Annotated in this window: 19 protein-coding genes and 1 tRNA gene; 11 read left to right on the forward strand and 9 right to left on the reverse strand. The window is 58.4% G+C overall.

Annotated features, from left to right (window positions below; genetic code table 11):
• Window positions 1–34: 34 nt before the first annotated feature.
• The 4 genes from ACODR8_RS15360 (at window position 35) to ACODR8_RS15375 (ending at window position 4,873) form a co-directional block, all read left to right on the forward strand.
• The gene (locus ACODR8_RS15360; RefSeq protein WP_489008075.1) at window positions 35–2,692 is read left to right on the forward strand and encodes an AAA family ATPase; all 2,658 of its coding nucleotides are present in this window, start codon (window positions 35–37) and stop codon (window positions 2,690–2,692) included.
• Complete coding sequence (locus ACODR8_RS15365) at window positions 2,689–4,002, forward strand: McrC family protein (protein WP_489008076.1); 1,314 nt, start codon at window positions 2,689–2,691, stop codon at window positions 4,000–4,002. Before ACODR8_RS15360 ends, ACODR8_RS15365 begins: the two co-directional genes overlap by 4 nt.
• A gap of 127 nt (window positions 4,003–4,129) precedes the next feature.
• Entirely contained in the window at window positions 4,130–4,330 is a 201-nt protein-coding gene (locus ACODR8_RS15370; protein ID WP_489008077.1) for a DUF5818 domain-containing protein, read from the forward strand.
• Window positions 4,331–4,507: 177 nt separating this feature from the next.
• A complete protein-coding gene (locus ACODR8_RS15375) occupies window positions 4,508–4,873 on the forward strand; it encodes a PilZ domain-containing protein (RefSeq protein ID WP_489008078.1) in 366 nt (121 codons plus the stop codon).
• Between the two features lie 160 nt (window positions 4,874–5,033).
• Here ACODR8_RS15375 and ACODR8_RS15380 read toward each other — a convergent pair whose 3' ends face one another.
• Window positions 5,034–5,237 (reverse strand): hypothetical protein, encoded by a 204-nt coding sequence (locus ACODR8_RS15380; RefSeq protein ID WP_489008079.1) that lies wholly within the window; start codon window positions 5,235–5,237, stop codon window positions 5,034–5,036.
• Between the two features lie 142 nt (window positions 5,238–5,379).
• On the opposite strand from ACODR8_RS15380, the gene ACODR8_RS15385 reads away from it, so the two are divergent.
• The 3 genes from ACODR8_RS15385 to ACODR8_RS15395 all read left to right on the forward strand — a co-directional run bounded on the left by ACODR8_RS15385 (window position 5,380) and on the right by ACODR8_RS15395 (window position 6,537).
• Window positions 5,380–5,574: a hypothetical protein gene (locus ACODR8_RS15385; protein ID WP_489008080.1), complete on the forward strand. Its 195-nt coding sequence runs from the start codon at window positions 5,380–5,382 to the stop codon at window positions 5,572–5,574.
• A gap of 100 nt (window positions 5,575–5,674) precedes the next feature.
• A complete protein-coding gene (locus ACODR8_RS15390; RefSeq protein WP_489008081.1) occupies window positions 5,675–6,151 on the forward strand; it encodes a Ros/MucR family transcriptional regulator in 477 nt (158 codons plus the stop codon).
• Between the two features lie 200 nt (window positions 6,152–6,351).
• Entirely contained in the window at window positions 6,352–6,537 is a 186-nt protein-coding gene (locus ACODR8_RS15395) for an excalibur calcium-binding domain-containing protein (RefSeq protein WP_489008082.1), read from the forward strand.
• Window positions 6,538–6,793: 256 nt separating this feature from the next.
• Here the strand turns inward: ACODR8_RS15395 and ACODR8_RS15400 are convergent, their stop codons facing one another.
• Both ACODR8_RS15400 and ACODR8_RS15405 read right to left on the reverse strand, forming a co-directional pair.
• Entirely contained in the window at window positions 6,794–7,225 is a 432-nt protein-coding gene (locus ACODR8_RS15400; RefSeq protein ID WP_489008127.1) for a DUF1810 domain-containing protein, read from the reverse strand.
• A 110-nt stretch (window positions 7,226–7,335) separates the two neighbouring features.
• On the reverse strand, window positions 7,336–10,380 hold the full coding sequence (locus ACODR8_RS15405; RefSeq protein ID WP_489008083.1) for a type ISP restriction/modification enzyme: 3,045 nt from the start codon (window positions 10,378–10,380) through the stop codon (window positions 7,336–7,338).
• 200 nt (window positions 10,381–10,580) lie between these two features.
• On the opposite strand from ACODR8_RS15405, the gene ACODR8_RS15410 reads away from it, so the two are divergent.
• Together ACODR8_RS15410 and ACODR8_RS15415 are read left to right on the forward strand one after the other, a co-directional pair.
• Window positions 10,581–10,904, forward strand: coding sequence for a polyhydroxyalkanoic acid system family protein (locus tag ACODR8_RS15410; protein ID WP_489008084.1), 324 nt, complete (start codon window positions 10,581–10,583; stop codon window positions 10,902–10,904).
• A gap of 582 nt (window positions 10,905–11,486) precedes the next feature.
• A complete protein-coding gene (locus ACODR8_RS15415; protein WP_489008085.1) occupies window positions 11,487–11,822 on the forward strand; it encodes a hypothetical protein in 336 nt (111 codons plus the stop codon).
• Between the two features lie 85 nt (window positions 11,823–11,907).
• Here the strand turns inward: ACODR8_RS15415 and ACODR8_RS15420 are convergent, their stop codons facing one another.
• The 5 genes from ACODR8_RS15420 to ACODR8_RS15440 form a co-directional block, all read right to left on the reverse strand.
• Window positions 11,908–12,786: a 3'-5' exonuclease gene (locus ACODR8_RS15420; protein WP_489008086.1), complete on the reverse strand. Its 879-nt coding sequence runs from the start codon at window positions 12,784–12,786 to the stop codon at window positions 11,908–11,910.
• 16 nt (window positions 12,787–12,802) lie between these two features.
• Window positions 12,803–13,528, reverse strand: a complete 726-nt coding sequence (locus tag ACODR8_RS15425) for an RES family NAD+ phosphorylase (RefSeq protein WP_489008128.1) — start codon at window positions 13,526–13,528, stop codon at window positions 12,803–12,805.
• A complete protein-coding gene (locus tag ACODR8_RS15430; RefSeq protein ID WP_489008087.1) occupies window positions 13,522–13,935 on the reverse strand; it encodes an MbcA/ParS/Xre antitoxin family protein in 414 nt (137 codons plus the stop codon). The genes ACODR8_RS15425 and ACODR8_RS15430 overlap by 7 nt, the downstream gene beginning before the upstream one ends.
• Window positions 13,936–14,218: 283 nt before the next feature.
• Complete coding sequence (locus ACODR8_RS15435; protein WP_489008088.1) at window positions 14,219–15,406, reverse strand: tyrosine-type recombinase/integrase; 1,188 nt, start codon at window positions 15,404–15,406, stop codon at window positions 14,219–14,221.
• A 161-nt stretch (window positions 15,407–15,567) separates the two neighbouring features.
• Window positions 15,568–15,654 (reverse strand) — tRNA-Leu (locus ACODR8_RS15440).
• Window positions 15,655–15,784: 130 nt separating this feature from the next.
• Here ACODR8_RS15440 and ACODR8_RS15445 point away from each other — a divergent pair.
• Window positions 15,785–16,540: an alpha/beta fold hydrolase gene (locus ACODR8_RS15445; RefSeq protein ID WP_489008089.1), complete on the forward strand. Its 756-nt coding sequence runs from the start codon at window positions 15,785–15,787 to the stop codon at window positions 16,538–16,540.
• Window positions 16,540–17,418 carry a tetratricopeptide repeat protein gene (locus ACODR8_RS15450; protein ID WP_489008090.1) on the forward strand — a complete coding sequence of 293 codons (879 nt, stop codon included), beginning with the start codon at window positions 16,540–16,542 and terminating at the stop codon, window positions 17,416–17,418. Before ACODR8_RS15445 ends, ACODR8_RS15450 begins: the two co-directional genes overlap by 1 nt.
• 41 nt (window positions 17,419–17,459) lie before the next feature.
• Here the strand turns inward: ACODR8_RS15450 and ACODR8_RS15455 are convergent, their stop codons facing one another.
• The gene (locus ACODR8_RS15455) at window positions 17,460–18,167 is read right to left on the reverse strand and encodes an SIMPL domain-containing protein (RefSeq protein WP_489008091.1); all 708 of its coding nucleotides are present in this window, start codon (window positions 18,165–18,167) and stop codon (window positions 17,460–17,462) included.
• Window positions 18,168–18,252: the final 85 nt, after the last annotated feature.

The following is an 18,252-nucleotide window of genomic DNA, read 5'->3' on the forward strand; positions in this document are numbered from 1 at the left end:
CAATTTCGACGAAGATATTTGAGGATGACTTTGTATGCGAGAGGCTGAATTCCGGGCATGGTTGGACAAACGCCTCTGGAAGGGTGAACCCCTTACCAAAAAAGCGAAAGACAATCGCGTCAGGCGTTGCGCACGCGCTGAGCGCGGCCTGAGAGGCCTTGGTTACGAACAGACAACTCTCGAAGAGATTTTTAATCTGGGGCTCTGGGAAAACCTGATCGGCCATCTGATCCAACTGAAGGACGATCAAACTGCCGATCCGTCTGTCATAAAATCTGTAGTGCCTCAGGCAGAAGAACCGAGCGGGCAGCTTTCAAATATGATCGCTGCGTTGAAGCAGTATGGCTATTTCCTTGAAGGCCAAAATCCCAACTATGGCTCAACTGATGAAGCGGACGCGATGGACCCCATAATGACCAACGAAGAATTGCTGAGTCGCTTTGACGGGAACGAGCCGTTTCATTCTGCGCGTCAACGATGGACTGAGGAGCAGGTAGAATCATTTTGCAAGATGGCCCGCGCAGTCAATGCCGCCGGGCTGGATTGGTATCACACCAGCATTCCACAGATCCGATTTGGACGAAGGTCGCCAGAAAATGATCGCGCGGAAGGCACGCTTGGTTCTGTCCAGCTGAGACGAGATGGCGGATTTCTCGAATTCAGCCATCAGCATGAGCGCCTTGGCCTCGCCGGCAGTTACCAGTTCGACCACCAGTCGGCTGAGCAATTTGTATCAGCCATCGCCAATGCTGATGATGCCATTCACGGTTGGCGAGCACCAACGCCGTCCCGGCTCGGTGTATGGCCGGATGAAACGGCGATCGACGAAGACGAATCTCAAGCCAGCCGAATTAGGCAATATGTACTGACGCGTTACATCACCCCCGCCCGTGAACGCGGCGAAGCAAGCGTGACAGTCGTCGTGGGTCCGTTAAACAATGAGATGGGCCTCAACATGGCCTGGCCTAACATCTGTCAGGCGCTGGAAGGCCGTAAATTCCAAGAACTGGCGGGCGTTCCGCCACCCACCGGTGAAGGCCCCAAACAAAGCACCACGAGAAAATTAACGTTCGATCTGTCGGAGGGAGCCAACCGCATGGCCCAAGTGAAATCGGAACCTACAAACCTCATTCTCTATGGGCCGCCAGGAACCGGCAAAACCTATCGCACCGCCTTGGAGGCAGTGACACTTTGTGACGGACAGGCCGACTATCCCGAAACCGCGGAAGGCAGAACAGAGCTTCTGAAGCGCTATCATGAACTTGAAACCGAGAAGCGGATCGCGTTTGTCACCTTCCACCAGAATTACGACTATGAAAATTTCGTCGAAGGCCTGCGCCCGGAAACCGGCGAAGCGAGTGACGCCGAAGGCGCAACTGCTGGATTTCGTTTGGTATCGCAGCCTGGAATATTCCGGGAAATCTGCGCTTTGGCAGATCAGGCTCGGACCAAGCCGACATTGACCGGGTTGAACGGCTATGATTTCACAGGCCGTCGCTTCTGGAAAATGGGACAGGGCGCCATCGGTAGTGAAGACGATGTCTATGATGCAGCTGTCGCGAACAATTACATCACCCTGGGTTGGGGCGGATCCATCGACTGGAGTTCCGATCGTTTCTCGACATTCGATGCGATCAAAGCTGAATGGCAGGCGCAGAATCCCGAAGATTCCACACCAAGCCACTGGACGCAGATGTGGCCCTTCCGTTGCGAAATGAAAATTGGTGACATCGTCATCGTGCCATACGGCAATACGGCGTTTAGAGCCGTCGCTGAAATCACCGGTGACTACCGGTTCGAGCCATCAGCAGAAGGGCATTATGCGCATCGCCGCGATGTGCGCTGGCTGTTGACGCTTGATGAGCCGCTGCCTTTGGACACGATCATCGACGGCAAATTCACGATGCGCACGCTTTATTCGGTGCAAAATAAACGCGTCAATTTCCCTGCCCTGGGCCGGTTGATCGCCGGGGAAGATGACGCGCAAGCGCAGAATATCGCCCACGGCGCTCCCGACCAATTCGTGCTCATCATTGACGAGATCAACCGCGCCAATATCTCCAAGGTGTTCGGCGAGCTGATCACCTTGATCGAGCCGGATAAGCGGCTTGGAATGCCCAATGCCATCACCTTGACGCTGCCCTATTCCAAGAAGAAGGATTTTGGCGTCCCAGCCAATCTGCACATCATTGGGACGATGAACACGGCTGACCGTTCGATCGCCTTGCTCGATACCGCACTCAGGCGGCGATTCACATTTCGTGAGATGGCGCCTGACCCGGATTTGCTGCGAGATGCTTCCCAAAGGACAGGTGTCGACCTGGTGGCGGCGCTTACGGCCATCAATCAGCGCATAGAATATTTCATTGATCGCGAACATCGCATCGGACATGCCTTCTTCATGGGCTGCAAAAGCGCAGACGATGTAGATACGGCCATGCGCGATAAGGTCATCCCACTCCTGCAAGAGTATTTCTTCGAGGATTGGAGCCGCATTGCCGCAGTCCTCGGGGACGGCTTTATCGGTAGTCGAGCATTGAAATGCCCGCTTGGCGAAGGTGAAGAGCGCAAGAGCTGGTTCGTTCGTTGGGATGAGCCGGATAGTAACCGAATGGGTTTCCCGCCCGCCGCCTACGCCCGTCTGTTGGGCAAATCGCGTCCTATGGCGATTGAGGCCGAAGCTGCGGAATGACCCATCTTACCGTTCGTGAATGGGGCCGCGTGGGGGTTCATAATGATGAGGGACTGATACCCGCACAACATTTTTCGCGCCGTCAGGCCAATGCCCTGCTGGCGGCGGCGCGAGCCCATCCACTAGGCGGAAACGAAGGCACTGCCATCCTATCCGATCACCATCGGCATCTAACAGCAAGGCAGCAGGTCGGCGTCATTGCTGCTGCCGGATGCAGCCTCGAAATTCTTCCGAAGATCGATCGGGAGGATGCGCAGGACGAAGAGGGTGTGCGCCGGAGATTGGTGCATATGTTGGACGTCGCGCTGGGCCTCAACATAGGCGATGGGCAAGCCGCCGCCATGGCGAAACAAAATCTTAGCCTACTGGAAATCTTGATACGGCTGTTTGCGGACCGGTTATTTGGCGAGGCAAAGCGCGGCTTGCCCCGCGCCTACATGCCCCAGCAGGAAGACCTGCCTTCCTTGCGGGGGCGTCTTAACGTAACGCGCCAATTCACCTTTAATGCTGTGCGGCCAGATCGGCTCGCGTGCAAATTTGACATCCTCATCGCTGATACGCCGCTCCTGCAAATAATGAAGAGCTGTGTACTGTTCCTAAGGCGGCACGCTGTAGCCTCTGAGACGGCACGGCGTCTAGACGAACTGCGCTTCCTTTTAGCCGACGTCAGCGATTTGAGCCCCACTGTCCTGCCCTGGAAGCAGGTGAAGATCGATCGGACGAACCGCCGATGGGAAATGCTTTATAATCTTGCTCGTCTATTCTTGAAGCGTGAATGGCAAGCCACACACGCCGATCCGGCAATGCGGCACGGCATCTCGCTGTTGTTTCCGATGAATAAATTGTTCGAGGCGTACATCACAGCGCTCACAAGACGGGCGCTTGTGGGGACGAACCTGACTGTCCATGCTCAAAGCGGATTTCTCAACTGTCTTATAGAAGAAGGTGAGAATGGAATGGAAAGCTTCCAAACCAAACCGGATATACGCATCAACGATGGGCAAAGGACCGTCATGGTGATCGACACGAAGTGGAAGCGAATCTCCAATAAAATCGACGATAAAAAGCGCGGAGTTAGTCAGGCGGACATATATCAAATGATGGCGTACGCCCGTCTTTATCGCCCGACAGAGGTAATGTTACTCTATCCACATCATGCCGACTTGGCCGCTACGCCTGTGGATGCGTCATATGAAATGCGTGGTGGTGGTGAGAAATTGCGCATCGCCAGCGTCGATCTGTCTGGCGCAGATACTGCGGTTGCGAATCAGCTTTTGAACCTTATTTCGCCAAAAAGCATCCCTTCCTGATGATTTTAGCGCTCGTCCTTTGAAGTAGCGCCAACCGTCGTCCTCAAGCAACTTTGCCTTTTTTAGCGGACCAGATGGTTGACGAGATAATGGTCGCACTGATCTGGCAAATAAGAACCCTCAGCTCATGGCCAGATACCGCCCCGTCATATTGGAAGGCCTGCTGATGCAGGAAGGCCGCCAGCTTATCCTGCAAATGGCCGACGGTGGGCAATGGCGGCTTCTCGCCCTAGGCAGGCAAGAGCATCTTCTGGGCCGCCATGTATGCGTCGAGGGTGTGCGGGAAGACCATGATATTGTCGCCGTGGACAAGATCACCGCCAGGTGACCGGACACCATCGGGGGGCACCGCGGGCAGGGCATAATACTCTCCTGCACGGCATGCGTATAGCGCACAGGTGGGACAATGCCGAACCCCGCGACAGCGCATCGATGACTCGGCGATCCCCGACTCTGGAACAATCCAACTGCCTGTCGGTCTTACTATGGGGACGACAGGACAGATATGATGCGCAACGCGCTTGCCCAGACACCCGAACGTCGTCGAAACCCCCGCGAGACCGCCAACGTCCCATGCACGGTCAACTGGTCGGGCCTCTATGAGTTTGCTACGATTAGAAACATGTCGATCTATGGCGCGCAGCTGGACGGGTTCGAATTTCCGCCAGCCGGTACGGCTGTGACGATCATCGTCAATCAGGTCGAAATCTGTGCGTCGATCATCTGGGCGGATGGCGAGACATGCGGGGTGCTGCTGGAACATGATGTTGATCCCGCAGCCTTCATTCGCGAGCATTCCATCCGGCCGCTGGGGCATGAAGCGCCCTTAATGGGCACCATCACGCAGATGAACGTTATCTGCGCCTGCTGAGTGCGACGTCGCCGCAAACCTTGAGCTGTCCACCGCATAGGCAGCTAAAGCAAAAATCCATGCCGCCAGAGCTGCGTTTGACGTCCGACTAGAAGGGTGGGCAAAGCGACAACCAAACCTCGACCCCGTCAGCGAACGACCGCTGACGAGGCCATGGCGGCTATTGATAGCCGCCTTCCTGTTCCCGCTTTTCCGCGGCATCCTTTTGGGCGTCCTCCAGTCCATCGGCGTCCTGCTCTTCCTTCTCGGCATCGACATCGACGTCGACATCTTCGTCGGTGCCGTCGGTGCCGGGCAGATCGTCCATGGACGTGCCTTTCATATCGGCCTGGTCATTTTCGCCTGGAATCTGTTCGGGAAACATCGCTCTCTCCTGTCCGCTATAGACTCAGCCAACCGGTGGAAGTTGAGCATGTTCCGCCCGGCTTTCGTCTGGGTCGCCACATGTCTGCCGACAGCGTACAGGAAAGCCAACTTGTCGTTGTCGTCGACTGGATCATGGCCAAATGACACTGACACAGGCGCAGATTTCATGGGGCGCCGCGTTGATGCTCATCAGCAGCCATGGCGGCCAAGCAAAAATGCGTGCCGACACAAGAATTTCCGAGCTGACCGCAATCGGTGATGACCAGGGCGTCGCGACGGGCAAGAAAATCGGCTGCTGTATCAATATGCTGAGCAGGACGGGACCATCAAATTAGAGTCGTCATTTGATGTTATGAATGCGTAACACTATCTCGCGCCTGTCGCTGTCCGTCAAAAGGCTGGCGATCCTCCTATCCTCCCTTCAGGAGCAACAAAATGTCAGAACAGCTGGTCGCACAGGATATGCTTATCACCCTCACCGCCGACATTGTTGCGGCGCATGTCTCCAACAATAGTGTCAGCGTCGGCGATCTGCCGCAGCTGATCGCCAACGTGCATCAGGCTCTTAACGGCCTCGGCACGAAAGAGCCGGAAACGGCCAAGCTCGAGCCCGCCGTCTCGATCCGGGCCTCGGTAAAGCCCGACTATATCGTCTGCCTCGAAGACGGTAAGAAGCTCAAGATGCTCAAGCGTCACCTGATGACCCATTATCAGATGACCCCGGATGACTATCGCGCCAAATGGGGCCTGCCCGCCGATTATCCGATGGTTGCGCCCAGCTATGCCGCCACCCGCAAGGAACTGGCGCTCAAAATCGGCCTGGGCCGCAAGCCCAAGGCAGCGGTTGCCGCTCCCGCGGCAAAGGCGCCAAGCACCCGCACCCGCAAAGCCAAGGAACCCGAACTCGCCTGATCGAAACGCGAGGAAACCGAAATTTCACCATGGGGCGGCATCATTGTCGCCCCATGTCGTTCAAGAAGCCCTTCCGCGCCGTGCCCATTCGTGAAGGCGCTCACTATGCGGCAGGGAGGCGCAAGCGCCAGCAGCGAAGGCTTGCCAATAAAATAGCTGCCGGAACGATGATTTTCGCTGCCGTAGGGGGCTGGACTTTCATGGCGCGCGATCGCCATGAAGATCGTCCCGCACTAGAACGGGGTGGCGGATGGTCCTATCCCCATTGCGATGCTGCCCGCGCCGCAGGCGCTACGCCTCTACGTGCGGGCGAACCTGGCTATGGTCCCCATCTGGACCGCGATGCCGACGGCATCGCCTGCGAACCCTATGTTGGGCAACGCTGAAAGCGACGTCGGGCTGCAACTCGCCGTCGGCCCTGTTTGACGGAACGGTCTAGGAGAATACCCTGCAACCCCCTGGTCATTATCCGTAATGAACCGGCCCGGAAATGCTGAATTTAGCTAAAATGGATCGATAATTCGGGGCTTTAAACCGGCATATGATCCGGCATGAATATCGCACGATGCGGCCCATAATGCCGAGGCGAAGGCCCACGGCATCAGGGACTTCATGTTAGTATTGATCGATGAATCTAACTGGCTATCGCCCTGCCAGCAACTTCCGAGTAGCATCATCCCGTACACCGGAAAACCAGCGGTCCACCGCGGCGCTAAAAAGGTCACTACCGCCCGCCGATTCGAAAAGAGTAAGGGATGATCGCAGCTTCACGGCGTCTACTTCGCCAAACACCCCGGCCGCACTGTTGCCGAGGGGCAAAGCCTGTAGAGCTTGTACACATTCCCGCAGCCGCGCGCCGAGCGTGGTATGCTCCAAATATGCAACCGCCTCGTCCAGCGACGCGATAGCGTAATGCTGCGCGGTAGGACTGCGGCCCAGACCGGCAAGCTGCGGAAATATGAACCACATCCAATGGCTGGTTTTTCTGCCCCTTTGCAGTTCAGCCAGTGCAATGCCGTAGGCGTCACGCTGGGCCTCGATGAAACGCATCAGGTTGTGGTATTCAGTAGTCATCCGGCTATGACGCTGTGTGGGCCAGGTCGTTCCCCATATCTGGAATGCGCCATTCTCGGTCATCCACGTCAGCCACTCTTTGCTCCGAAAGCCGTCGTCGGAAAATCAGTTTATGCCCAAGTGCTGCGATCAATCTCTTTCATTGCTGTTGTGACGGCAACGGTCTCGACGCTCACGCGCACCACCTTGGCGAGCAGCGCGATCATGCTCTCCTTGTAATTGGCGAACCGATAGGTGTTGAACTTGGCGGCGATGGTCGGGTCGCGGGGCTTCTTTTCCTTATGCTGGTCGAGCACCCAGTCGATCGCTGAGCGGTTGCCGAGGCGATAGGACCACGCCCCGGGCGGAATGTCGGTGATCTGCGTGTCGCCGTCGATCACCACCACGCCCGCTTCGGGCTGCGACTTGAGGATCGGCTTGGGGTCCGTGCCTTCGGCGCGCTTGCCCGGCGTGTCGATCCGCTCGACAGGCCAGGGCGCGACGTCCTCATAGCCGACGTGCAGCGCCATCAATGCCTCGCCCCACGCCGCCCATCCTGCAAAATCGGAGTAGAAGGGGATGCGCGGGAATTCGCGCTTGAGGTTCTGCGCATAGGTTTCGCGGTAGATCGGATCGTGGAGCACGGCGTAGACATAGTGGAAGATCGCATCCTTGGTGACGCCCTTCTTGCCGTAGTGCTTGACGAATTTGTTGAGCGCCCAGTCGGTGATGTTGTCGATCCGCTCGCCGGATTTGGTGAAGCGGTAGCGATACAGCGCTTGAGTGCCTCCATTTCCAGTTTTCAAAAGTCCATAATCAAACGGTTTATCAACACCAAGAACTGCCACTGGCTGAGAGGACGCCACCGAAAGGAAAGCGATCGCACGGTTGGGTCCGCAGAAAGTGCGATTGAGCGCGCCGAGTTCATCAATTAGGTAATCCGGGCCGCTCAATGCCTTCGTCACGTAGGGGCGAAACGCGGCCACGCGAGTGTCGCGCCGGGCCATTTCAGAAGCGGGCACGCTTCCGATCTTTCTTTTCAGATTGCGCGACCATTTTACATCGAGAGGAAGTTGGGCCGGATCAAACCTCTTTGGGACACTGGCGAAAACCGCCGCAAAGGCTCCAAGCTTTGCTGCTTCAAGCTTGCTTGAAAAATCGTAGACCCATTCGTCGCGTCCGCTCATTAAGCCCGTCGAGGACAGGTCAAAAATATATCCGGAAGATTTATTACGCCCCCCTGGCATCACAGAGACAGGCAGAAGCTTCTCGAAATCGCTATCTTCCCTGTGAAGCCACGCCCCGCGTGCATCAGGTCGAATTTTATCAAAACCCAAATCACTTATTGAAGAGGCAGCAAGGAACGCCAGCTTGTCGTCTGCTGTCTCATCAAGCGGCCGCGCAATGTAGTTTATTACGAAATCTGACTCGATTTTTCGTCTCTCGAGAAAACAGATGGCAATTCCAGTCTGGATGCCGAAGACATTGTGTTTTGTCCCCGATAACGTCGGATTGCTTCTTATGTCACCACCGAGATCGACCACCCAAGCGGCGGAGAAATCTCGAGCAATGGTTTTTCGAAAGCCATCAAGATTTTGCGCATCTAGAAAACTTCGGTTTGTAACAAAGGCTAGCATCCCTTCGTCGCCCAATCGATCTGTTGCCCAGCGATAGAACCTAACATACATATCGTAGGCAGCAGTTTTTTGCGCCATTGACTGAGAAACGTAGGTTGATCGAATTCGCTGATCGATATGCGAATAGGCACGATTTTTATTGTTATCGTTTTCGCTTTTTTGCCCGACATTGTATGGCGGGTTGCCGATGATGACGCTGATCTTGCGGCGGTTCTGCTTCTTGATCCGCTCGATATTCTCGTCGGTCAGGCTGCCGAGCAGATCGAACTGGTGGCCGGCATGGATGCCGAGCGCATCGACATTGTCGAGCGTGTCGACGAAGCACAGATTCTCGAACTCGGCGAACTGGCCAGTGATCGCCTGATAGGTCGCCTCGATGTTCAGATTGGCGACGTAATAGGGCAGGATCGCGACTTCGTTGGCGTGCAGCTCTTCCTTATATTTGTGGCGCAGCTTGTCGTGATGCCCGCGGAAATGTTCGAGCAGTTCGACGATGAAGGTGCCGGTGCCGGTCGCGGGATCGAGGATCTCGACGCCGCGATCGACGAGGTTCTTGCCGAAGTGCTTTTCGCATAGCCAGTCGGTCGATCGGATCATGAAGCGGACGATCTCGCCCGGGGTGTATACCACGCCCAGCCGGTCGGCGGCCTTGGCGTTGTAGACCTTGTAGAAATTCTCGTAGAGCCCCTTCAGGAAGCCCTGCTTTTCGGAATGACTCTGGATGACCGCGGCGGTCTGCGCGATGCCGGAATAATAGGGTGACAGCGCGCGCAGCAGCGTCGATTTCTCGCCGCGCGCGAACAGCTTTTCCTCAAGCTTGTACAGTTCCGACGCGACGTTGTTCTGGCGGTGGAAATCGGGATTGTCGAACACCTTGGCGAAGATGTCTTCGGTCAGGATGTGCTGGATCAGCATCTCCTGCACGTCTCCTTCGGTGACCGCCGGGTTGATCGCCTCCTGCGCGTGCGCGAGGAAAGCTTTTTCGGCGGCCACGAAGGGCTTTGACGCCTTGCGCTTCTTGGCGATGAGGCCGCGCAGCGCTTCAAGCACGGCAGGCAGGTCCTGGCTGAACTGCTTCACCGCCTTGTTGAAGTCGGCGATCTCCTGCCGTTCATGCGCGAAGAAGCGGACCAGCAACGGGTAGAGCGCGTCGGTATCGTTCATCGCGACGCGCGCGACTTCGTGCCCGTCCTGGATCAGGATGGCGGTGTGATCGTCGGAATAGATGATGTTATCGCGGGGATAGCCCTTGCGCGTCTTGGCCACGATCTCCGCATCGAGATTGTCGTCCGCGTCCTTGGCTTCCCAATAGCCAAACGGCACACGCAGCGCGTGGAGTAAGGCACCGTCGAGATAGATGCGGTTCTTCTGCGGCGTGGTGATGGTGTGTTCGGGCACGAACAGCAGATCGTAAGTGCGACCCCAGCGTTTGAGCAGATCCTTAAACGCCTCGCGCAGCACGCTTTCGCGGCGGCTGCCCGATACGGCACGCAACCGATCGAGATCAGCGCGATATTCGTTAATAAGCTGTCGGCTCAAGCGATCCCCCTAAGCGACCGCATGGCCGCGAAGTGTAGTTAGCAGGTGGAAATATCTATGTCAGCTAACGCAATGCAGCCGATCCGAACCAGCTTGTCCGCAACCGGCCAGAATTTGCCCCGAGAGCGTGGGCCAACACAAACAATTCGAGATGAGGGCGGTAAAACGGAACCATCACACGGGCAGTGAGTCCACAATCAATGGCAACACCTACAATTATCGAAATCCCGCATAATCTCGGCCGCGACGAAGCAAGGCGCCGCATGGCCGCGGGTATAGGCAAGCTGGCCTCCCATATCCCAGGCGGCGCGGCCACCGTCACCCACAGCTGGCCAAGCCAGGATCGATTGTCTCTGACCGTCACGACCATGGGCGTGGAGGTGCCCTGCACCGTTGATGCGCAAGATACTCGTCTGCGGGTGACCCTGCAATTGCCGGTCATGCTCAGCCTCATGTCAGGACCGATTAAAGCGATCGTTCAAAAACAAGGTGAGCGGCTGCTGCTCGACAAAAAGCCCGATTAAATGGCCTGACTCGAGCAGCGGCCGGGTCAGGCCGACGCCAGCCTTCATCAGGCCTTTCGCTGCCGCGCGTAGAGCAGCGCCGCGACAATAGCGGCAGACCCGATTCCGACCGCGGCACCCAGGATCTTCGCTGGACCCGATAGCTTGGCGTCCTGTTCGTCCTCGCTCGCATCGGTCGAAAGCTCATCTGCTTGTATGCTTTCGGCATGCGGCGCTGGGTGTGCGGGATAGGGTGCCGTGCTGCCTGGGGGCACAGAAGGCCGATGTGTCATATTTTCTCTCCTTGGGTGGATCGAACGCGCCGATGACGGCGCGGTTGCACCCGAGCCCACATCGCCCGGCAATAGGCGCATCAAACAAGATAGCCTGCACCGCGACGGCCCGATCTCGTCGATGAATCGAGAGATCGGACCGCTCCGGCTCCTTATCTCCGACCTTTCAGGTTGCGCCACAACGTCGCGACGCTGGTCAGCACCGCCGCGATCCCCAGAAGAAATGATCCGTCGATTATCACCATTGCCGACTCCTTTCCTGCCCAGTATGTTCGCTATATGTTCTGATGTAGGAAAGAGGGATTTTGCGATGTGCGTTTCGATCACCCCAATTCCAGATAGCGTACGCCTGCGGGTCTCCGGCGATGTCGAGACCGTGCTGACGGTGCCCTATGACGAAGATGAGCGCTTTCTGGTGGGTTTGAGCGATGGCACTTTACTCATGGGCTATTATGATGAAGCCATGCAGTGTCGCTGGGAGGTAGCGCGTGACGGCGCTGGCATTGTCCGATTCGACGGCAATGCTGCCCGGGTCGAGTGGCGCGTCGAATGGCTGACTGTCGCGACGTTCGACGCAAATGTAGTGGAGCCCGGCCTGCCGCCAGCCGTACCGCTGTTTCCCGAGCTTGACCGTTGGGCGGCATGATAGCAGGCAAGCTTAGGGACAGTGAGCCTGATCCAGATGCTCCGGGTCGGTTCGCGATGCCGTGCGTTACTGATGATCGGGAAGCTCAGCGATGCCGCTCACAAGCCGTGATGGGGAGGAAGGCGGGTTCCCCATATCCGCCATAGACGTCGCTCTGCAGCCAGGTGCGTTCAGTGTCGCGGTCCTGCTCTGCGATGCTCCTCCACCAGAAGCGCATGGTGGCGTCCCAGCGATACCCGCGAGATTTCAGCCGGTCCTTGGCATCGAAAGGAGCGTCGATGGCATTCACCCTATAGGTCTGCTGTTCCGAGCAGGCGATCAGCTTTGCCAGGATCGTCTCTCCATCCGGAAGGCCGTGAGAAAGAAGATACAGAAGGGCCAGGATGTCGTTTTCTGCCCTGTGCCCTTCATAAAACCAGCCGCATTGCGAAACGAGATGCGCCAAGGCCCGCCCCTCGAACCCAAGCTCGAGCCAATCCAGCTCCGCCATCGAGCAGGCCCAGGGCTTGCCGGCGATCGCAGGCAAGCGACGATCCACGAACGGTCTGTCGAAGGCGGCATTGTGCGCGACGATGATGTCGGCGGAGGACAGAATATCGACCGCTACCGACTCATCGATCTCCTGCTCGGCGACGTCCGCATCGGTAAGGCCGGTCAGGCTGGTGATTTTCGGATCGATCGACATACCGGGATCTTCACGCCAGACTCGCGGAATCCCGACCTGGATTATCCGCCCGTGCTCATCGAACCGGAAACGCTGGATAGCCAGTTCGATGATCCGATCGGTCTCACGGTCGAGCCCGGTCGTCTCCACATCGATCGCAACCCCGATACGGCTGGAGGCCTCAGGACTTGCTGCGTGGAAATGCGTGACGGGGCCAAGGCGCCGCTGCACTCGATAATCCGGATGCGTGCCCAGCAGGCGGGCTGCCTGCGCGTGACGATCCCTTGTGGCATCGTTCATTTAGCGGCTTCTCCGATCATGCGCTCTCTACGACCCTGAACACAGCGCCGCTGCCCGCGTCCCGAACAAGATCGACTCGCTTGCCGTTCCAGTGATAATCGAGATGCCGACCCTGAACGGGGCTCGATGCACAGTCCGGATAGAAAAGCGCGACGCATTCCCCACTGGCCTGCCGGACGCTTGGATAGGCAATACCGTCCGACCCTGAACTGCGCAGCGTCGCGGCGAGCTGTTGCGCCGCTTCGTAGTTGTCAGGATCGAGGCAGAGGCCAAATGCTGCAGCATCCGCTCGGAGATCATGCAAATCGGCATCGACCTTCAGAATGATCTCCCGAAACTGCGATGTCCATCCGGCAGGCTCGGCCGTTCGGGCCATGAAGCTTGCATGATGATGGATCGTCTCGAACAGCGCTGTCTCATAGCTGCGCGCGACATAGAGTACGCCATGATGTCCGGCCGAGAACCGGCTTGGTCGATCGGGACTTACATGAGTGAATGACGCCATGAGATAGGAGGCGCCAACGCCGCCGACCCGTCGCGCGGGAGGGACAAGATCGATATTGCCAACCGACGTCATGATCCGCGGATTTGTCTTCTGCTCGGCGGAGATGAGGAGGGGCCAGTCTGCAGGGTCCGCAATGTCCTCGAACAGATCTATCGGAGGATAGATGCTGCGGATGATCCTGACCGCACCCTCCCAATGGACCCTGTTGACCGGCGGACCATCAGTCACCGTCACCAGCCGCCGCGCTCCGCGTCCAAATAGCGCCGCACCCGCATGATGTCGGTCAATTCGCCGCCCAGCATGACGGACAGCGCGCTTGCGCCATCAAAGACGGCGTTGGGCGCCTTGATCCAGTCATAGCCGCGCTGCGGCTCCTCAAAGATGATCCGCAAGGCCTTATGGATGCCCATGAGGTTGGACAAGCGCGCAAGGCCGTCACGCGAGATGCGGCCCGCCCCTTCAGCCTTCCACCGACGGAAGCTGCGCAAAGGCATATCGGTCAGCATAGCAGCCTGCTCGTCCGTGACGCCCCATTTGGCAAAAAGATTGAGGACCGCACGAAACATCGCGCCGCCTTCATCCTGCGTCACAGGCTCAGGCCGGAACGGAGCTGGAACCGTCTCAATGGGTTGCAACATTGTCATAACGCATCTCCAATTGGCATTATATAGAGAAATGATGCCAAATGGCAATACCAACATTCAGCGAGCCATTTCGCAAAAGCGCCGATTATGCGTTTAATCACACCCAGCACGCTCTCTCACACCTGTCTCGATAGCGCCGTCCTAACCTCGCCTTGCTCACCCTTTCAGCCATCGGGAGCAGGCCAAACAGTCGTTCCAATATTGCATCATCTTCTCCCGCTGGTTCCACGCTCCTTGGACAAGCAGGTTTAACTCGGCACTCGACCATAACGGTGGTGCTTCCCTAGCTTCTGGCAGCGCCATCCAGATAGTCCGACCAGGCCTGCATCATCGCTACTCGCTCATCCCAATATTCTCCGCGCGCATAAGCGCGCCTAACCGCGTCCGCCTCAGCGTGCGCCAACTGGCGTTCGATTGCATCGGGATGCCACTTGCCCATCTCGTTGAGCAATGTGCTCGCCATGGCTCGAAAGCCGTGACTCGTCATTTCATCGCCTGAATAGCCCAACCGTCGAAGAGCGCCGTTCAGCGCATTCTCGGACATGGGCCGCTTTATGGATTGGAAGCCGGGAAACACATATTTACCCGTCCCGGTGACCTCCCTGATGGAAGACAGGACGGCAAGGGATTGCCGCGAAAGCGGGACGCGATGTGGGCGCCGCATCTTCATTTTTTCCGCAGGAATCGACCATAACGCCTTGTCGAAATCGATCTCCAACCATTCGGCATGGCGTAATTCGCCAGGACGAACAAAAACATGCGGAGCCAGCCGCAAGGCGGCTTTCGTCACCGCATGACCGTCAAAACCATCAATCGCACGCATCAGCGGCCCGACCTGCTGGCTGTTGGTGATGGCAGCCAAATGCTTCACCCTTGGTGTTGTCAGAGCGTCGCGAAGATTGGCGGACAGATCATGCTCTGCCCTCCCAGTTGCGATTGCGTAACGAAACACTCTGCCGCAGACGCTCCTCAGTCGTCTGGCAGTTTCATGTCGGCCTCGCCCTTCGACCTCCCGCAAAACAGCAAGGAGTTCCATACTCGTGATCTCGCTCATTTTGCGATCGCCCAGGCTGGGGTAAGCAAATTCGAGAAGCCATTTGATCTTGCCGATGGTGACATCCCCAAGTCCTTCCCGTTCGCGCTTGGCGAGCCACTCCTCGGCAACGGTGCGAAAACCAGTGGTCGCCTCGAAGGCTTCCTGGGCTTCAATTTCCTTTCGCATTGCGGTGGGATCCGAGCCGGCCGCCAAGAGCTTGCGGGCTTCCTCTCTTTTCTCTCGCGCCTCCGCCAAGGTGATCAATGGGAAGACGCCCATCGCCATCGTTTTGGCTTTGCCATCGAAGCGATAATTCATGCGCCAGTAGCGACCGCCTTGTGGCGTCACCAACAGATAGAGACCATGCCCGTCCGCGAGCTTGTAGGGCTTGTCTCTCGGCTTTGCCTTGGACAATGCGAGGGATGAAAGTGCCATGAGGGTATCTCCTGCGGCCATGTTGGCCGATACCCGCAAAGATACCCTCAGCTACCCTGAATTCCCAAATCCACCAGCGGAAACCGATGGACGTCAGACACAAAAAAACCGCTGAATTCAGCGGTTTTTTCGATCTCTGCGGACTTCTCCGGAAGAACAAATGGTGCCCAGAAGAGGACTCGAACCTCCACGACCTTGCGATCGCCAGCACCTGAAGCTGGTGCGTCTACCAATTCCGCCATCTGGGCACGGGGTAGGAGCGCGCAACTAGCCGCTGCCCTTGGGGCTGTCAACGCAGGAAAGCGGATAATTTTCGTGGTTCAGGCAAAAAGCCGGGTTATGGGCGATCACACCCTTTGTCCAACAGGATGCCCTGCCATGACCCATGCCGACTTTGCGCCGCCTGTCCTGTTTGTCCGGCCTGACGGGTTGCGTCTGGCCTATCGGCAGCGCAGCGGGGTGGGGCCGGTGATCGTCTTTCTGCCGGGCTATATGTCCGACATGGAGGGGGGTAAGGCGGTCGCGCTGGATGCTTGGGCGGCGCAGAGCGGGCGAGCGATGCTGCGGCTGGACTATGCGGGATGCGGGGCGAGCGAGGGGCGCTTCGTGGATGGCACGCTGGCCAGTTGGCGGGACGATGTGCTGCTGCTGATCGACGCGCTGGTGGTGGGGCCAGTGGTGCTGGTCGGGTCGTCTATGGGCGGCTGGCTGGCGCTGCTGGTGGCGCTGGCGCGGCCGGATCGGGTGGCGGGGCTGGTCGGGATCGCGGCGGCGCCGGATTTCACCGACTGGGGCTTTACCGACGCGGACAAGGCATTGCTGATGACCGAGGGGCGGATCGAAGAGCCGACCCCCTATGGCGACCAGCCCTATGTGACGACGCTTGGTTTCTGGGAATCGGGGCAGGCGCTGCGGTTGCTCGATGGGCCGATCGCGATCGATTGCCCGGTGCGGCTGCTTCAGGGGCAGCGGGACGATGATGTACCGTGGGAGACGGCGCTGCGGACCGCGGGGCTGGTGCGTTCATCCGATGTGCAGACGCTGCTGGTTAAGGACGGCGACCACCGCCTTTCCCGCGACGGCGACATCACCCTGCTGATCCGCACCGTCGCCAGCCTGCTGGACAATTTGTGATGCCCCTTTTCCTGCCGATCCTGTTGCTGGCTCAGGCCTATGACCCGGAGATTGAGGCGGTGATGAACCGCAGTCGTAAGGAGAAGCAGGAAGCGGCAGCGGCGGCCGTTGCTGCACCCAAGGCGACGGCGGCGCGGGAGGATGGGCGGATTCCGGTCCCGGCCAAATTTGCGGCACCCTTTCAGGCCTGTCTGGATCAGGCGGTCGAATCGCCCGATGCGGCAGTGGCCTTTGCGCAGAAATGGCGGATCGAGGGCGGGAGCTTCTATGCGCGGCACTGCATGGGCTTTGCCTATGCGCGGGCGGAGCGTTGGGCGCCGGCGATCGTCGCGTTCGAGCAGGCCGCCGAGGAGGCCGAGCGCAGCGCCGAGATGGCACAGAGCGCAAGGCTGTGGGCGCAGGCGGGCAATGCGGCGCTGGCGAGTGGAGATGCGGCCAAGGCGCGGCAGGATTTCGACGCGGCGCTGGCGCGGGGACTGCCCGACGGCATGGAGAAGGGCGAGGTGCATCTCGACCGGGCGCGGGCGCTGGTGGCGCTGGGCGACGGGGCGGCGGCGCGGGAGTCGCTTGATGTGGCACTGGCACAGGCACCCAAGGACCCGTTGGGCTGGCTGCTGTCGGCGACGCTGGCGCGGCGGTCGGGCGAGATGGCGCTGGCGCAGGCGCATATTGCCCGTGCGGTGCAACTGTCGCCCGATGATGCGTCAGTGGCGCTGGAGGAGGGCAATATCGCCATCCTGACCGATCATGCAGATGTGGCGCGGTCGGCCTGGCAGCGGGCGGTCAGGCTGGCACCGACGACAGCGGCAGGGAAGGCGGCGGCGGACAATCTGTCGCGATTGCCCGCCGCTGGCACGGTTAAGCCGACACCGAGCTAGACATATAAAATGGTTTTTATCGCCATATATATAAACCGTTGTTATTTAAGGTAAAAATCTACAGTTGTAACGACACGGACCTTTTTATAGGGGGTGTCGCTCGATCCGTCGCCGCCTTCGCCGTCGCGGGCCTCGATCGAGAAATAGCCCTGGGTCGCGCTCTTGATGCTGCCGACGCTGATGCCGCTGTCCTGCGCGAATTGTTCGGCGGCGTTGCGCGCGTCCTTGGTGGCGTCGGCGACCATGGGCGGCTTGAGGTCATTCAGCTTGGTAAAGCTGTAGCGCATCCCCGACCCTTCCTGGAGCGTCACGCCGCGACGCACGAGGTCGAACTGTTGCGCCACGGCGCGCTGGGCGCGGGCAATGTCTGTCGTGCGCAGCAGCATCCGCTGGGTGATGGTGATATTGTTGACACCATTGTTGAGATATTGGTTCACCCCCGCGCCGACCGGGGTGAGCGCTTCGGGCTTGAAGCCCAGGCTGGCGAAATAGGCTTTGAGTTCGCGGGTGTTATTGTCGATTTCGGCGCGTACCGAGGGCAGGTCGAAGCCGGTTGCCGAGTAGCTGATCGACCAGGTGGCGAGGTCCGCCGTCACATCCTTTTCAGCCAGGCCGCGGACGGTGACCGATCGGTCCGCCGCCTTGGCCCGCTTCAGCCCGTCGCCCAGCAGATAGCCGCCGCTCATGACGCCCAACGCCAGCAGCGCGGCGCTGCCGAGTAAAACCTTGTCCCGCAATTCCAATGCCATAATGCTTTCCTCTTCCTTCGGGGGATGCGCGACCTTATCTATAGGGCAGTCGTGCCAGTCCTGAGATGAACCGTTGCTTTATGGC

Source organism: Sphingobium sp. FG58, assembly GCF_057809055.1.

Excerpts from the sequence above, each read along its gene's own strand:
- ACODR8_RS15380 (WP_489008079.1), bottom strand. The coding sequence starts at position 5,237 with ATGTTTCCCGAACAGATTCCAGGCGAAAATGACCAGGCCGATATGAAA.
- ACODR8_RS15375 (WP_489008078.1), top strand. The coding sequence starts at position 4,508 with ATGATGCGCAACGCGCTTGCCCAGACACCCGAACGTCGTCGAAACCCC.
- ACODR8_RS15365 (WP_489008076.1), top strand. The coding sequence starts at position 2,689 with ATGACCCATCTTACCGTTCGTGAATGGGGCCGCGTGGGGGTTCATAAT.
- ACODR8_RS15410 (WP_489008084.1), top strand. The coding sequence starts at position 10,581 with ATGGCAACACCTACAATTATCGAAATCCCGCATAATCTCGGCCGCGAC.
- ACODR8_RS15415 (WP_489008085.1), top strand. The coding sequence starts at position 11,487 with ATGTGCGTTTCGATCACCCCAATTCCAGATAGCGTACGCCTGCGGGTC.
- ACODR8_RS15450 (WP_489008090.1), top strand. The coding sequence starts at position 16,540 with ATGCCCCTTTTCCTGCCGATCCTGTTGCTGGCTCAGGCCTATGACCCG.
- ACODR8_RS15430 (WP_489008087.1), bottom strand. The coding sequence starts at position 13,935 with ATGACAATGTTGCAACCCATTGAGACGGTTCCAGCTCCGTTCCGGCCT.
- ACODR8_RS15400 (WP_489008127.1), bottom strand. The coding sequence starts at position 7,225 with ATGACTACTGAATACCACAACCTGATGCGTTTCATCGAGGCCCAGCGT.
- ACODR8_RS15455 (WP_489008091.1), bottom strand. The coding sequence starts at position 18,167 with ATGGCATTGGAATTGCGGGACAAGGTTTTACTCGGCAGCGCCGCGCTG.
- ACODR8_RS15390 (WP_489008081.1), top strand. The coding sequence starts at position 5,675 with ATGTCAGAACAGCTGGTCGCACAGGATATGCTTATCACCCTCACCGCC.
- ACODR8_RS15385 (WP_489008080.1), top strand. The coding sequence starts at position 5,380 with ATGACACTGACACAGGCGCAGATTTCATGGGGCGCCGCGTTGATGCTC.
- ACODR8_RS15395 (WP_489008082.1), top strand. The coding sequence starts at position 6,352 with ATGGCGCGCGATCGCCATGAAGATCGTCCCGCACTAGAACGGGGTGGC.
- ACODR8_RS15445 (WP_489008089.1), top strand. The coding sequence starts at position 15,785 with ATGACCCATGCCGACTTTGCGCCGCCTGTCCTGTTTGTCCGGCCTGAC.
- ACODR8_RS15360 (WP_489008075.1), top strand. The coding sequence starts at position 35 with ATGCGAGAGGCTGAATTCCGGGCATGGTTGGACAAACGCCTCTGGAAG.
- ACODR8_RS15370 (WP_489008077.1), top strand. The coding sequence starts at position 4,130 with ATGGCCAGATACCGCCCCGTCATATTGGAAGGCCTGCTGATGCAGGAA.
- ACODR8_RS15420 (WP_489008086.1), bottom strand. The coding sequence starts at position 12,786 with ATGAACGATGCCACAAGGGATCGTCACGCGCAGGCAGCCCGCCTGCTG.
- ACODR8_RS15435 (WP_489008088.1), bottom strand. The coding sequence starts at position 15,406 with ATGGCACTTTCATCCCTCGCATTGTCCAAGGCAAAGCCGAGAGACAAG.